Below are 14745 nucleotides of genomic sequence, written 5' to 3' on the forward strand. Positions count from 1 at the left end.
ACTCCTTTAGATCGCGTGTGCGCGAAGCCGTGGTCCGACCGGCTCCGCCACTTCCAACGGCAGCTGGAGCGACTTGGTCTCGCAGAATTCCGCCAGCCCCTCCAGGCCGCATTCACGGCCGATGCCTGACTGCTTGACCCCGCCGAAGGGGGCGAGCACGTTGAACGGCCCGCCGTTGATGTCCACCTGACCGACCCGCATCCGCCTGGCGAAGGCCTGCGCCCTGTCCAGATCGGCGGACCACACGGCCCCGTGCAGGCCGTACGCGGTGTCGTCGGCGATCCTGAGCGCCTCTTCCTCGTCCCGATACGGCATGATCGACAGCACCGGGCCGAAGATCTCCTCCTTGGCGATGGTCATGGTGTCCCGTACGCCGGAGAACACGGTCGGGCGCACGAAGAACCCGCGCTCGCACCCTTCGGGCGCGCCGCCGCCTCCGGCCAGCAGCCTGGCGCCCTCCTCCACCCCGCCTCTGATGTAGCCGCGCACGCGCTCACGGGCCTGGTCGGAGATGAGGGGTCCCAGGTCGGTGGACGGGTCGCGCGGGTCGCCCACGCGATAGCTGCCGGCCAGGCCGGCCGCCAGTTCCGCGGCCTCGTCGTGGCGGTCGGCGGGCACCAGCAGCCTGCTCCACTGCAGGCAGGCCTGCCCGGAGTTGAAGCACATCTGATCCACCGTCGCGGCCACCGCGGGTCGCAGGTCGGCGTCCTCCAGCACGACGCTGGCGTTCTTGCCGCCCAGCTCCAGATGGACGCGCTTGACCCGGCCGGCGGCCATCGAGGCCACCTGGCGGCCCGCGCGGACGGAACCCGTCAGCGAGACCAGGTCCACGTGCGGGCTGCGCACCAGGTCGGCGCCGGCGCCCTCGCCCGTGCCCACCACGACGTTGAAGACGCCGGGCGGCAGGCCGCACTCGGCGGTGATCTCCGCGAGCAGGTAGGCGTGTAAGGGCGTGAGCTCGCTGGGCTTGTGCACGACGGTGCAGCCGGCCAGCAGCGCGGGCACCACCTTCTGCAGGGCGAGCAGCAGCGGCACATTCCACGGGGTGATGGCGGCGACCACTCCCGCGGGCTCCTTCAGCACGAGGGAGTTGCCCACCCGCTGCTCGAAGGCGAACCCGGCCGCCAGGTCGGCGAAGGACGCCGTCATGGCGATGGCCAGGCCGACCTGCGCCTGCCGTGCCACGGTGACGGGGGCGCCGACCTCGGCGGTGATGACCTCGGCCAGCTCGTCGGCTCGATCGGCCAGCCTGCCGGCCAGCCGCTCGACGAACGCGATCCGCTGCTTCAGCGGGGTCGCCGCCCACCGGGGCAGCGCCCCCCGTGCGCCTTGGGCGGCCCTGCGTGCGTCCCCCGGCGTGCCGGCGGGGACGATGGCCAGCAGGCTCTCGTCACTCGGGTCGAGCACGTCGATGCCCTCGACCGCCTCGGAGAGCCGCCAGTCGCCGTCGATCCAGTGTGACTGAACGAGCTGCGCGGACCGCCCCATCGTTACCGCTCCTTCCTGACGGGGAACTCGGCCAGGCCACGGAACTGCGGCGTGTCGGCCTTCCACCGGTGCGGCCGGCCGGGCACGGGGCACAGGCCGGGCGCGCGCTGGGTGAGCGCCTTGAGCGCCGCGGCCGTGATCACCTGGGCCAGCCCCGCGCCGAGGCAGCGGTGGATGCCGACCCCGAAGCCCACGTGTCCCGAGTCGTGGCGGCGCAGGTTGATCCGGTCGGGGTCCGGCCAGCGCTCGGGGTCGCGGTTGGCCGCGCCACGGACCAGGTAGACGAGCTCGCCCTCGGCGATCGGCCGCCCGGCGATCTCCAGGTCGCGGGTCACCAGCCGGTGCGTGAGCTGCACGGAGGCGTCGTAGCGCAGCACCTCCTCCACCGCGGCGGGAATCAGCGCGGGCTCGTTCCTGAGCAGGTTCCACTGGTCGCGCTGCTCGAGGAGGCCGAGGACCCCGTTGCCGATCAGGTCCATGGTGGTGCCGAAGGAGGCCAGAGGCAGCAGCAGCAGGTGCGCGAACATCTCGTGCTCGTCCAGCCGCTGCCCGTCCTCCGTGCCCTGCTCGCTGAGGGTGATCACCCGCGAGACCAGGTCCTCCTTCGGGCACCGCCGCCGGTCGGCGATGATCTCGGCCAGATAGGGCGTCATCGCGCTGAACGCCTCGGCGACCGAGCTGCCCGACGGCGCCACCTGGGTCGGATCGGCGCCGAGGAAGACCCGCTGCATGTGCCGGATCTCGTACCACCAGTCGGTCAGGCGGACGCCCTCGGCGGGCGGCAGGCCGTACATCACCGCCAGCACCCGCCCGGGAAGCTGGTACGCGAAGTCCTTGACCAGGTCGAACTCCCCCTTGGCCGCCGCCTGGTCGATGACCCCGGCGGCGATCTCCTCGATCCGGGGGCGCAGGGCGCGGACGTCCCGCCCCCTGAACTCGGTGTTCATGATCCTGCGAATGCGCGTGTGGTCGGGCGGGTCGCGGAAGAGCATCCACTCGGGCGCGAGATCCATGAACGTCTTCATCTCGTCCGAGGAGGTGGGGCCGACCCTGTTGGAGACCATCGCGCCGAGGCGGTGGGAGGAGTACGTCTGGGGGTCCAGGTGGGCGGCGTACACGTCGTCGTGCCGTGTGATCACCCACCCGTTCAGCCGATCGTCCCAGTGGACGGGCTCCTCTTTCCTGAGCTTGGCGTAGGCGGGGTAGGGGTCGTTCAGGAATTCCTTCCCGAACATGTCGACCCGCACCTTCTGGGATCGAATTTCGGTGCCAACTGTCATCAGCGATCACTTCCTCTTTTTGAGCACACCGATGCCCGCGAAATAAAGAATGGGAAGCATGGGGATAGGCGCAACCCTGCGCACACTTGCGACTAAGGTCGGCCGATTCCCGGCATTTGTCAAGGAGCCGGCCCAGCGCGCACGATGGTGAGCGTCTCCGAGTTGAAAGGGGCTGTCGGTGAAGACCGAGAACGCACTAATCCACGCGACTGATAAGCCATCACGTGGAATCAGGGCAACCGTTTCGTCGATGATCGGATTTGCTCTTGACCTGTACGACCTTTATGTGATCGTTTTCGTGGCGCCCACCATCGCGGCGGTGTTCTTCCCGTTCGAGAACTCCGCCTTGGCGCTGGCCGGCGCCTATGTCGCGCTGGCCGCCACCTTGATCATGCGGCCGATCGGGGCCGCGCTGATGGGCACCGTCGCCGACCGCCACGGCCGCAAACGGGCGATGGTCCTGGCGTTGCTCGGTGTCGGTTGCGTGACGGCGCTCATGGGCCTGCTGCCCGGCGCCCACGCCATCGGTGTCGCCGCGCCGTTGTTGCTGCTGGTCCTGCGCCTGGTCCAGGGCCTGTTCGTCGGCGGAGTCTTCGCCTCCACGCTGACCCTGGCGACGGAGTCGGCCCCGCCGCGCTGGCGCGGGCTCGTCTCGGGCCTGGTCGGCGGGGGCGGAACCGCGCTGGGCAGCCTCCTGGCCGCGCTGGCCCTGTTCGCCGCGACCAGGCTCTTCCCCGGCGACGCCTTCGCCGAGTGGGGCTGGCGCGCGATGTTCCTGGCCGGGGGCCTGCCCGTGCTGGTCAGCGTGTTCGTGATGAAGCACGTGGAGGAATCGCCCGTATGGACGGCCAAGGAGACCCGCTCCGGCAGCCCGCTGGCCCCGCTGCTCGCCCGCGGCCCGCACCGCAGGGCCCTGGTGGCCAACATCGCCGTGGTCTTCGGCGTCGGCACGTTCTTCCTGCTCACCATGGGACTGCTGCCCAGCTTCCTGCAGCTGGTCAACGGGCTGAGCCTGGCCTCGGTCAGCGTCATCCTGCTGTGGGTCAACCTGATCGCCTTCGCCTTCGCACCGCTCAGCGGCCATCTGAGCGAGCGGTACGGCAGGCGGCGCATGCTCCTGTACACCTCGATGGTCAACGCGGTCGCCCTGCCCGTGCTGTATCTGTGGCTGGCCGGCGTGGACTCCCCCGTCCTGGTCATGCTGCCGGCGCTCTTGGTGTCGGGGCTGACCATCGCCGCGTTCGGCCCCTTGCCCATCTTCCTGAACGAGCGTTTCCCCACCTCGATCCGCGCCTCGGGGACGGCCCTGTCGATCAACGGCGGGTTCGCCCTGGCCGGGCTGGTTCCCGCGGCGGTCAACGCCCTGAGCGGTGGCCCCGCCCAGCTCCCCTACGTGGTCGCGGGCGCTCTGGCCCTGGCCGGCGCGGTGACCGTGGCAACACTTTCGCGCACGTCAGAGCCGAAGCGCGGGCTCACCTGATCGGAGAGGACGATTCATGACAACGCTTTCCGCGGTCCGGCCCTCAGGGGTCCAGATCGCTCCGTGGGTACCGGCCGGCGAGATTCTCTCGGCCAGCTCGGTGCTGGGCGCCGCGTTCAGCACCATCTGGGTGCCCGACCAGATGCTCTCGCGCAACGCCCACATCCTGATGTCGGCGATCGCCGCGGGCCGCCAGGTGGGGGTGGCCAGCGGCGTGACGATCCCGCTGTCGCGCAACCCCATCGACATCGCCAGCGCGATGGCCACCGTCGCCGAGCTGGTCGCACCGGACTGCTCGGTGCAGATGGGCGTCGGCACCGGCGGCTCGCTGGTGTCGAGCATGTTCTCCAAGCGCGCGGTGCTCGATCTGCTGCGTGAGTGCATCGGGCTCATCAGGCGGCTGTGGGCGGGCGAGATCGTGCTGCTGCGCGAGTACCCGCTGCTGCGCGACCGGCTGGGCTGGCGCGAGGACGCCATCGCGCAGCTGTCGTTCCCCGTCACCAAGCCGATCCCGATCCTGATGGCCGTGGGCGGGCCCAAGACCAGAGACCTGGCCGAGGAGGTCGCCGACGGCATGATCTGCACCAGCACCTATCCGGCGGTGTCGTACACGGCCCTGGAGTCAGGCGATCACGCGATCGTCGGCGAACTGGTCGCCCTGGGGCAGCGACGGGCCGCGGCCGGCCGGCCGTTCCGGCTGCTCTACGGCTTGAACTGCTGCGTCTCCCAGGACGGAGAGGCGGCGCGGGAGTTCGCCCGCAGGCAGGCGGCGATCGTCGCCGGCAACCCCGCTTTGTGGCCGGATCTGTCGCGGGCCGGGTTCGACATGGACTCGTGCGCCAGGGTGCGCACGGCACTGCGCGGTGGCGCCCCCCTGGCCGAGGCCGCGCGGGATGTGTCCGACGACCTGCTCGACGGGCTCCTCATCTCGGGGACGCCCGAGGAGTGCGCCCAGCGGATGAAGACCGTGGCGCGGACCGCCAGGTCGGCCGGCTTCGGCGAGTTCTATCTCGGCGCGCCGCTGGGCCCCGACATCGGCGAGGCGGCCCAGCTGCTGGTCGAGAAGGTGCTGCCCGCGGTCTGGCCGAACGACATGTGGAGGTAGTGGCATGTGTGGAATAGCCGGTTGGGTCGCCTTCGAGCGTGACCTGACCCTGGAGGTGCCGGCGGCCGAGGCGATGGCGCGGACCATGGCCTGCCGCGGACCCGACGCGGAGGGCGTGTGGACCTCGAGGCACGCCGCGCTGGGCCACCGCCGCCTGTCCATCATCGACCTGGAGGGCGGCGCCCAGCCGATGACCGCCCAGGTGCCGGGCGGCGAGGTCTGCCTGGTCTTCAGCGGCGAGGTCTACAACTTCACCGAGCTGCGCGCCGAGCTGGAGAACCTCGGTGAGCGGTTCAGGACCGCCAGCGACACCGAGGTCGTCCTGCGCGGCTATCTGCGCTGGGGCGACGGGGTGGCCGAGCGGCTGAACGGCATGTTCGCCCTGGCCATCTGGGATACCCGCGAGGACAGGCTGGTCCTGATCCGCGACCGGCTCGGCGTCAAACCGCTGTACGTCTACCCGACCCGCGACGGGTTGCTGTTCGGCTCGGAGCCGAAGGCGATCCTGGCGCACCCGGAGGCCGAGCGCGTGGTCGACGCCGACGGGCTGCGGGAGTGGCTGGCCTTCGTCATGACGCCCCGCCACGCGATCTGGCACGGCATGCGGCAGGTCGAACCGGCGACCGTCGTCACCGTGGACGCCCGGGGCACCCGTGAGCGGGTCTTCTGGCGGCTGGAGACCCGGCCGCACCCCGATGACCTGGACTCCACGATCGCCCGCGTGGGAGAGCTCCTCGACGACACGGTGCGCCGGCAGCTGGTCTCCGACGTACCTCGCTGCGTGCTGTTGTCCGGCGGGCTCGACTCCAGCACGCTGACGGTCCTGGCCGCCGGGCATCTCGGCACCGAGCGGGTGCCCACTTTCTCGGTGGACTTCGCGGGCCAGGCGGACGGCTTCCTTCCCGACGACCTGCGCGGCACCCCCGACGCCCCGTTCGTGCGCGCCGTGGCCGACCACGTCGGCGCCGACCATCGCGACATCGTGCTGGACCACGCGGCGCTGGCCGACCCGGACGTGCGCCGCGCGACGCTGGTCGCCCGCGACCTGCCGGTGGGGTTCGGCGAGATGGACTTCTCCCTGTACCTGCTGTTCAAGGCGATCAACGAGCACTCGACCGTCGCCCTGTCCGGCGAGTCCGCCGACGAGGTCTTCGGCGGCTACCGGCAGTTCCACGACGAGCGGATCCGCTGGGCACACGAGTTCCCCTGGATCGCCATCAACGCGGGCCCGCTCGACCGGGACGCCGCCTGGCTGGACCCGGGTGTGCGCGCCGCCCTGGACCTGGACGGATACCGGCGCGGCGGCTACGCCGACGCCGTACGGGGCGTCAGCAGGCTGGACGGCGAGAGCGACCTCGAGCACCGCATGCGGATCATGAGCCACCTGCACCTGACCCGGTTCCTGCGCTTCCTGCTCGAACGGAAGGACCGGCTGAGCATGGCGGCCGGGCTGGAGGTCAGGGTGCCGTTCTGCGACCACCGGCTCGTGGAGTACGTCTACAACGCCCCGTGGTCCATGAAGAACCACGACGGCAGGGAGAAGAGCCTGCTGCGCAGCGCCATACGGGCCAAGCTCCCGGCGGCCGTCGCGGAGCGGGTGAAGAGCGCCTACCCGTCCACGCAGGACACCTTCTACGTCAAGGCGCTGCAGGAGCAGGCGCGGGAGCTGCTCAGGCGGCCGGGCCACGCGGTCTTCGCGCTGGCGGACCGGCGCAGGCTTCAGGCGGCCACCGCGCAGGAGCCCGCGGCGGTGGACAAGCTGGCCAGGCTCGGCATGGAACGGGTGCTCGACGTCGCGCTGTGGCTCGACATCTACCGCCCTGACGTGCGGCTCCCCTGACCGGTGTCCCGCTGGCAGGACATCGCCGATGGCCCGCCGAACCACAGAATGGCATCATTCATTTATCGCCCTTATCACTGAGGAGTCCCTCATGCCGGAAGAGACATTTGTGATCGTGTGCAACCACGAGGAGCAGTACTCCATCTGGCCGGCCGGCCGTGACATTCCGGGCGGCTGGCATTCCGTGGGTCCCGCGGACACGAAACAGGCCTGCCTTTCGCGCATCCAGGAACTGTGGACGGATATGCGCCCACTGAGCCTGCGCAAGGCACTGGCGGAAATCTGACGCAGCGGAAGGGGCGAGCCAGGTGACCGTGTTCTCCGGATGGAGCAGTGAGCTCTCCGCATTCTTCACCGGCCTGGAACAGGACAATTCCCAGAGTTACCTGGACGCCCATCGCGATTTGTGCCGGCGAGCGGTCCTGGAACCCGCCAAGGCCCTCGCCGCGCAACTGGAACCCCGGTACGGCAGGGCGCGCGTCTTCCGGTTGCGCAAGGACGCGCGCTACGCCGACGAGCGCAGCCCGTACCACACGCATCTCGGTGTGCAGTTCGCAGGAGGCGGAGCCCACCACTATCTGTCGGTGTCGGCCAGGGAACTGATCGCCTCCGTCGGCGTCTTCCGCGCCGGCGGCGCCTGGCTCGCCGCCTTTCGCGAGGCGGCGGCCGGGCCGGCCGGGGCCCGCCTGCTGACGATCGTCTCGGCTCTGGAGTCGGAGGGGTTCGCCATCTCCGGGCAGACGCTGAAGAAGGCTCCTCGCGGATACGCGCGGGACCATCCCCACATCCGCCTCCTGCGTCACACCAGTCTCACCGCCACGTGGCGCTGGCCGGCGCCGCTCTGGCTGGACGATCCCGGCGCCGCCGATCTGATCACGGGGGCGTGGGAGCGTGCGGCTCCGCTGAGCGGCTGGCTGCGCCATCATTCGCCTTTGGAGGATTGACGTGCCCATCTCCCCTACGAGGACGCGTGCCTCATCGCTCAAGGACTACCAGCGTTCCGCGTGGTCGGGCGGCGACTACACCTCGGTCGCGGGAACCACCACCATCGCCAGCGAACTCCTCGTCGAGCGGCTCGACGTGCGGCCCGGCGAGCGGGTGCTCGACGCCGCCTGCGGCAGCGGCAACGCGACCATCGCGTGCGCCCGGCGTTTCGCCGACGTCACCGGCCTCGACTTCTCCGCGACGATGCTGAAGGACGCCGAGCGGCGCCTGGCGGCCGAGCGGGTGAGCGCGGAGCTCATCGAGGCCGACATCGAGAACATCCCCCTGCCGGACGCCGGCTTCGACGTGGTCGTGTCGGCCTTCGGCGCCATGTTCGCCCCCGACCAGAAGCGCACGGCCGCCGAGCTCCTGCGGGTCTGCAAGCCGGGCGGCCGGATCGGGCTGGCCTGCTGGACGGCCGTCGGCTCCCTGGGCGGCCTGTTCGACATCATGTCGCGCTACATCCCGCCCACGCCCGGCACCCCGCAGCCCACCGCCTGGGGCGACCCCAGCCAGTTGCGCGAGCTGTTCGGCGACGGCATCGACGAACTCGGCGCGACCCGCAGGGAGTTCGTCTTCCGCTACCGCTCTCCCCAGCACTGGCTGGAGCACTTCAAGACCAACTTCGGACCCACCAGCATGGTCTTCTCCGTTCTGCCTCCCCGCCAGTCGGCGGCGCTGGAGCGCGACCTGATCGACATGTGGCGCTCCTGGAACCGGGCCTACGACGGCACGCTGGTCGCGCCCGTCGAGTACCTCGAGGCCGTGCTGATCAAGAAGTCCTGACCACCGCAGGGCTCCCGCGGCGCGTGGCGGAGCCACGCGCCGTCCACTTCGCCGACAGATCAAGGAGCCAACCATGCATACCGTCGAGGACCTGGCGGAGGGCTGCCGGGTCGGCTGGCGCAACCACGCCCGGTGCATCGGGCGGCTGCACTGGCAGTCGCTGCGGGTGATGGACCGGCGTGACGCGCGCACGGCCGAGGACGTGGCCCAAGCCTGTGTCGAGCACCTGAGGTACGGCACCAACGGCGGCAACATCCGCAACGTGATGACCGTGTTCCCGCCCACCGGAATCCGCATCTGGAACCCCCAGCTCATCCGCTACGCCGGGTACCGGCAGCCGGACGGCTCGGTCGTCGGTGACCCGCTCAACGCCGACCTGACCCAGATCGCCCAGCGGATGGGCTGGCGAGGGCGGGGCGGGCGGTTCGACGTGCTGCCGCTGGTGATCGAGATGCCGGGCCGGGCGCCGGAGATGTTCGAGCTGCCGCCCGACGCGGTGCTGGAGGTCGACATCACCCATCCGGATCTGCCCTGGTTCGCCGACCTCGGTCTGCGCTGGCACGCCGTACCGGCGATCTCCAACCTGGCTTTCGAGCTGGACGGGATCACCTACACCGCGGCCCCGTTCAACGGCTGGTACGTCGGCTGCGAGATAGGCGCCCGCAACTTCGGCGACACCGGCCGCTACGACATGCTGCCCGCCGTGGCCGAGCGGATGGGGCTGGACACGCGCACCTCGGCCGGCCTCTGGAAGGACCGCGCGCTGATCGAGCTGAACCAGGCCGTGCTCCACTCCTACCGCGCCGCCGGCGTGCGGATCGTCGACCATCACGTCGCCGCCCGCCAGTTCGTCACCCACGAGGAGCGTGAGCTCGACGCGGGACGGTCCACGCCCGCCGACTGGGCCTGGATCGTCCCGCCGCTGTCGGCCAGCACCACGCCGACCTTCCACAGGAGCTACTCGGTCGAGCCCGGCCTGTCGCCCGACTTCCACTATCAGCCCGACCCCTGGAAGTCCGCCGCCCAATGTCCCTTCGCCGATCCGCTCCGGGCGGCCTGACGGACGAGAAGGCCGGTCGCCGCGGGCGATCGGCCTTCGCCGGTCAGCCCGCCTCCGCGACCGGGGTCAGGGAATCCTCGAACGAGCCGATCAGCGACTCGATGGCCGGCAGGCACGTGCCGCACCCGGTGCCCGCCCTGGTCTCCCTGCTGACGGCGGCCGCGGTGCCCGCGCCCGCCAGCCAGGCGGTCCTGATCCTGCTCTTGGACACGGCGTTGCACTGGCAGATCGTCGCCGTGCCCGCCAGTGCGGCGAGGCCGGGCCCGTCGCCACCGGCCGCGAGTTCGGGAAAGAGCAGGGACTCTCGTGCGGCGGGCACCTCGCTCTGCCTGTCGTACAGCTGTGTGAGCGTGCCCACGGCGTCGCTGCGGCCCAGCAGGATGGCGCCGGCGAGGCGCCGGTCGCGGATGACCAGCTTCCTGTAGACCCCGGCCACGGGGTGGCTGAAGGTGACCGTCTCGCCGTTCACGTGCACGTCGCCCAGGGAGGCCACCTCAAGGTTGGGGGCCTTGAGCCGGGTGACGATCCGGGAGCCGCGGTAGCGCAGCGGTTCCCCGGTGAGGTGGGCGGCCAGGGCCTCCGCCTGCTCCCAGCAGGGGCCGACCAGGCCGTAGGTGACGCCCCGGTGCTGGGCGCACTCGCCGATCGCGTACACGGCCGGATCGCTGGTGCGGAGCAGGTCGTCCACGACGACGCCGCGCTCGACCGCGAGTCCCGCCGCACGTGCGAGGGAGGTGACGGGACGCACCCCGCACGAGGCGATCGCCAGGCCTGCCTCGATCGCCGTGCCGTCGGCGAGCACCACGCGGGCGGGCTCGACCGCCGCCACGCTGACGCCGACGTGGACGGTGATGCCGAGGCCGGCCAGCGTCTGGGCGAGGATCTCGCCTCCTTGGGCGTCGAGCTGGCGCTCCATGAGATGGCTCGCGAGATGCACGACGGTCACGCGGATCCCGCGCATGGCCAGCCCGCGCGCGGCCTCGATGCCGAGCAGGCCGCCGCCGATCACCACGGCGTCACGGACGCCGCGGGCGCGGGCGAGGATGTGCTCGCAGTCGTCAAGGGTGCGGAACGGGACGGTGAGCTCGATGCCCGGCATCGGGGGCATGATCGGCTCGCTGCCGGTGGCCAGCACGCAGACGTCGTAGGGGCTGCGGCTGCCGTCCTCGGCGACGACCTGCCGCGCGGCGCGGTCGATCGCGGTGACCTTCACGCCGAGGCGGGTGCGCACGCCTTCGGGCAGCGGCATCGTCAGCTGACTCGCCCGGGTGGTCCCAGACAGCACGCCGGACAGCAGCACCCGGTTGTACGGCGGGCGCGGCTCGGCGCCGAACACGGTGATGTCCGCGTGACGCAGCCGCGCGTCACCGGCCAGCCGGGCGCCGGCCATGCCGTTGCCGATCACTACCATTCTCACGGACAGCCTCCACACGGACGGCGCACACCTTGAGCTCCGGCATACGCGACATAGGATCCAAAGCCGTATTTGTCAGGAGATTTGCCCCCGGCCAATGGAAGGGCATGAACACCGTGTCGCGCCGGATCGTGGTGGTGATCCTCGCGGGCGCGGTGACGCTGCCCCTGCGGCTGGTGACGCGTACGGCCTCGCCGTGCGCCACCGGCAACTGAGCCGCCAGATCGGGATGCAGCTCGACGAACGGCCCCGGGGCGGCGCGGTTGAGCTCGCGGACCCGGCGGGTCTGCGCGCCGCTCTGGTACTGCTGCGCCACCCTGCCCGTCGTGAGATACACCGGAAAGTCGGCGCAGACGTCCTCCTCGGCGGGGCGGAAGCGGACGGGCACGAACCGCGCCCTGCCGTCGGCGGTGGCGAAGCGCTCCTGGAACATCCGCGTGCCGCCCCAGAAGCCGCCGGTGTCGTAGTCGATGCCCGAGTAGTCGACGGGGCCACCGGCGCTGGCCCGCTGAAGTTCGGCGAAGACGCGCCGCGGGTCGGGGGTGAACTCCCCCGGCGCGTCCAGGCGCCGGGCGAGCTCGCACATGACCTCCAGGTCGGAGCGGACTCCGGGGGGTGGGCCGGCCGCCTGGCGGCGCCGTACCACCTTGCCCTCCAGCGTGGTCATGGTGCCGTCCTCCTCCGCCCACTGGGTGACGGGCAGCACCACGTCGGCCAGCGCGGCGGTCTCGGAGGGGACGACGTCGCACACCATCAGGAAGTCCAGGGCCCGCAGCCGCTCCCGCACCACCGTCGCGTCGGGAGCGGAAACGGCCGGGTTGGACCCGAAGACCAGCATCGCGCGCGGGCCTCCCGGAGTGCCGAGCGACCGCAGGAGTTCGTAGGCGGAGGGCCCGGGACCCGGCAGGTCCTGCGGGCGGACGCCCCAGACGCCGGCGACGTGGGCGCGGGCGGCGGGATCGCGGATGTCGCGGTAGCCGGGCAGCTGGTCGGCCTTCTGCCCGTGCTCCCTGCCCCCCTGGCCGTTGCCCTGCCCGGTGAGCGTGCCGAATCCGCATCCCGGACGGCCGGGCAGGCCCAGGGCGAGAGCCAGGTTGACGAACGCGGTCACCGTGTCGGTGCCCTTGGCGTGCTGCTCGGCGCCGCGCGCGCTCAGCACGATCGCGGGCCGGCGCGCCAGCGCGCGGACCACCTCGCGCAGCTGGTGCACCGCCACGCCGGTGATGCGCTCCACCCGCTCGGGCCAGTAGTCGTTGGACGCCGCGGCCGCCTGCTCGAACCCGGAGGTACGGCTCTCCACATAGGCGGTGTCGACGAGGCCGTCGGCGATGGCCAGGTGCAGCAGCCCCAAGGCCAGCGCCAGGTCGGTGCCCGGAGTGATCTGCAGGTGCGTGCCGGCCAGCTTGGCGGTAGCCGTCCGCCGCGGATCCACCACGATCAGCCGTTTCGCGCCGCGCAGATGCCGGACGAACGGCGGCATGGTCTCGGCCGGGTTGGCGCCCACCAGCAGCACGGTCCGCGCGGCGGCGATGTCGGCGACGGGAAACGGCAGGCCGCGGTCGAGGCCGAAGGCGCGCCGGAGGGCGGCGGCGGCCGAGGACATGCAGAAGCGGCCGTTGTAGTCGATCCGGCTCGTGCGCAGCGCGACGCGGGCGAACTTGCCGAGCAGGTACGCCTTCTCGTTGGTCAGCCCGCCGCCCCCGAACACCGCCACGCCGTCCGGGCCGCAGGCCGCCTGCACCCGGCGGATCCGGCTGACGACCTGGCCGAGCGCCTCCTCCCACGTGGCGGGCCGCCCGTCCACCAGTGGCGTGGTGAGCCGGTCCGGCGCGCGCAGCACCTCGCCCGCCGTCCAGCCCTTCTGGCACAGGCTCTCGGCGGAGATCAGGCCGCCGGGCGAGACGTCCATGCCGCACTGCAGCGCGCAGTAGGGGCAGTGCGTCCTGGTCATACCCGCGCCTCCGCGAGACTCGGCCGCCACCGCAGCAGGACCGTGCGCAGGTAGCACCACCACGTCACGCCGCAGCACGCGAAGTAGAAGATCCCGAACGCGGCCAGGGCCGCGCCGGCGCCGCCGAGGGCCGCGTAGGACTCGCCGAACGCCCGGTTGATGAGGAAGCCGCCCAGCGCGCCGACGGCGGAGACCAGGCCGAGAGCGGCGGAGGCGGCCCGCCTGCCGCGGTTCAGGTCCTGCTCGGTGGCGGTGAAGATGGCCGGGATCATGCGGTAGGTGGAGCCGTTGCCGACCCCGGAGGTCAGGAAGAGCAGCATGAAGGCGCCGAAGAACGCCGGGAAGGCGGCGGAGTCGATCGCCGCCCACACCGCCAGGACTCCGGCGCCCATGAGGGCGAAGTTCCAGAAGGTCACCTTCGCGCCGCCGTACCGGTCGGCCAGCCATCCGCCCAGCGGCCTGGCCAGCGACCCGAGCAGCGGGCCGACGAACGCCATGGCCGCGACGGGCGCCTGCGGGAACTCCTTGTGCATCAGCAGCGGATAGGCGGTCGAGTAGCCGATGAACGACCCGAACGTGCCGATGTAGAGAAACGACATGAGCCACGTCTGCCGGTGGCGCGCCACACGTAGCTGCTCACGCGCGCTCGCCCTGGCCGAGGACAGATTGTCCATCCCCCAGCGCGCGGCCACCGCCGCGATCACGAGCAGCGGCACCCAGACCCATCCCGCTGCGGCCACCCCGTAGGCGCCGACGACCAGCGGAATGATCACCTGGACGGAGCTGACCCCGATGTTGCCGCCCGCGGCGTTGAGACCGAGGGCCAGGCCCTGCTTGCCCGCGGGGAAGAAGTTGGTGATGTTGGCCATGCTGGAGGCGAAGTTCCCGCCGCCGAGCCCGGCCGTCGCCGCGATCAACACGAACATCCAGTACGGCGTCGCCGGGTCGCTCACCGCCACCACGAGAAGCAACGCGGGGACCAGCAGGAACAACGCGCTCAGCACGGTGAAATTGGCGCCGCCGAGACGCGCGGGCAAGAACGTGTAGGGAATCCGCAGGACCGAGCCCACCAGGTTGGGTATCGCCACCAGCCTGAACAACTGGTTCACGGAAAAGGCGTAGTCGCCGAGCTCGAGAATGACCACGCTCCACACCGTCCAGAGCGCGAACCCGAAATGCTCCACCAGAATGGACAGGCCGAGGTTGCGCCAGGCGACTTTCCTGCCCCTACCATGCCAATAAGTCGCGTCATCAGGCCGCCAATCGGCGATCCAGCGACTTCGCCAAATACCTGTGTTCATGCCTCCCATGATGAAACACACAGGAGATATGCGCACCCATGCCTAGAAAGGCAGGA

The 14745-nt window shown here is 71.0% G+C and carries 12 protein-coding genes; 7 read left to right on the top strand and 5 right to left on the bottom strand.

What is annotated here, in order from left to right:
* Window positions 1–6: 6 nt before the first annotated feature.
* Together ACIBI5_RS21785 and ACIBI5_RS21790 are read right to left on the bottom strand one after the other, a co-directional pair.
* Window positions 7–1488: an aldehyde dehydrogenase family protein gene (locus ACIBI5_RS21785; protein ID WP_397249408.1), complete on the bottom strand. Its 1482-nt coding sequence runs from the start codon at window positions 1486–1488 to the stop codon at window positions 7–9.
* Between the two features lie 2 nt (window positions 1489–1490).
* Complete coding sequence (locus tag ACIBI5_RS21790; RefSeq protein WP_397249410.1) at window positions 1491–2723, bottom strand: cytochrome P450; 1233 nt, start codon at window positions 2721–2723, stop codon at window positions 1491–1493.
* A 295-nt stretch (window positions 2724–3018) separates the two neighbouring features.
* Between ACIBI5_RS21790 and ACIBI5_RS21795 the strand changes: the two genes are divergently transcribed.
* The 7 genes from ACIBI5_RS21795 to ACIBI5_RS21825 all read left to right on the top strand — a co-directional run bounded on the left by ACIBI5_RS21795 (window position 3019) and on the right by ACIBI5_RS21825 (window position 10023).
* Window positions 3019–4248 carry an MFS transporter gene (locus tag ACIBI5_RS21795; RefSeq protein WP_397249412.1) on the top strand — a complete coding sequence of 410 codons (1230 nt, stop codon included), beginning with the start codon at window positions 3019–3021 and terminating at the stop codon, window positions 4246–4248.
* 16 nt (window positions 4249–4264) lie between these two features.
* Window positions 4265–5353: an LLM class flavin-dependent oxidoreductase gene (locus tag ACIBI5_RS21800; protein WP_397249414.1), complete on the top strand. Its 1089-nt coding sequence runs from the start codon at window positions 4265–4267 to the stop codon at window positions 5351–5353.
* Window positions 5354–5357: 4 nt separating this feature from the next.
* Window positions 5358–7193, top strand: a complete 1836-nt coding sequence (gene asnB / locus ACIBI5_RS21805) for an asparagine synthase (glutamine-hydrolyzing) (RefSeq protein WP_397249416.1) — start codon at window positions 5358–5360, stop codon at window positions 7191–7193.
* A gap of 91 nt (window positions 7194–7284) precedes the next feature.
* Window positions 7285–7479, top strand: coding sequence for an MbtH family protein (locus tag ACIBI5_RS21810; RefSeq protein ID WP_397249418.1), 195 nt, complete (start codon window positions 7285–7287; stop codon window positions 7477–7479).
* A gap of 22 nt (window positions 7480–7501) precedes the next feature.
* Window positions 7502–8137 (top strand): DUF2461 family protein, encoded by a 636-nt coding sequence (locus ACIBI5_RS21815; RefSeq protein WP_397249420.1) that lies wholly within the window; start codon window positions 7502–7504, stop codon window positions 8135–8137.
* Window position 8138: 1 nt separating this feature from the next.
* Window positions 8139–8963 carry a class I SAM-dependent methyltransferase gene (locus ACIBI5_RS21820; protein WP_397249422.1) on the top strand — a complete coding sequence of 275 codons (825 nt, stop codon included), beginning with the start codon at window positions 8139–8141 and terminating at the stop codon, window positions 8961–8963.
* 73 nt (window positions 8964–9036) lie between these two features.
* Window positions 9037–10023 carry a nitric oxide synthase oxygenase gene (locus ACIBI5_RS21825; protein ID WP_397249424.1) on the top strand — a complete coding sequence of 329 codons (987 nt, stop codon included), beginning with the start codon at window positions 9037–9039 and terminating at the stop codon, window positions 10021–10023.
* A 43-nt stretch (window positions 10024–10066) separates the two neighbouring features.
* On the opposite strand, the gene ACIBI5_RS21830 is transcribed toward ACIBI5_RS21825, so the two are convergent.
* Genes ACIBI5_RS21830 through ACIBI5_RS21840 form a run of 3 tightly spaced genes read right to left on the bottom strand, consistent with a single transcriptional unit; the run spans window position 10067 to window position 14689 of the window.
* Window positions 10067–11434: an FAD-dependent oxidoreductase gene (locus tag ACIBI5_RS21830; protein ID WP_397250314.1), complete on the bottom strand. Its 1368-nt coding sequence runs from the start codon at window positions 11432–11434 to the stop codon at window positions 10067–10069.
* Entirely contained in the window at window positions 11388–13388 is a 2001-nt protein-coding gene (locus ACIBI5_RS21835; protein WP_397249426.1) for a molybdopterin oxidoreductase family protein, read from the bottom strand. The genes ACIBI5_RS21830 and ACIBI5_RS21835 overlap by 47 nt, the downstream gene beginning before the upstream one ends.
* On the bottom strand, window positions 13385–14689 hold the full coding sequence (locus ACIBI5_RS21840) for an MFS transporter (RefSeq protein WP_397249428.1): 1305 nt from the start codon (window positions 14687–14689) through the stop codon (window positions 13385–13387). Before ACIBI5_RS21840 ends, ACIBI5_RS21835 begins: the two co-directional genes overlap by 4 nt.
* Window positions 14690–14745: the final 56 nt, after the last annotated feature.

The organism is Nonomuraea sp. NPDC050540 (assembly GCF_044457485.1).
Classification (GTDB): domain Bacteria; phylum Actinomycetota; class Actinomycetes; order Streptosporangiales; family Streptosporangiaceae; genus Nonomuraea.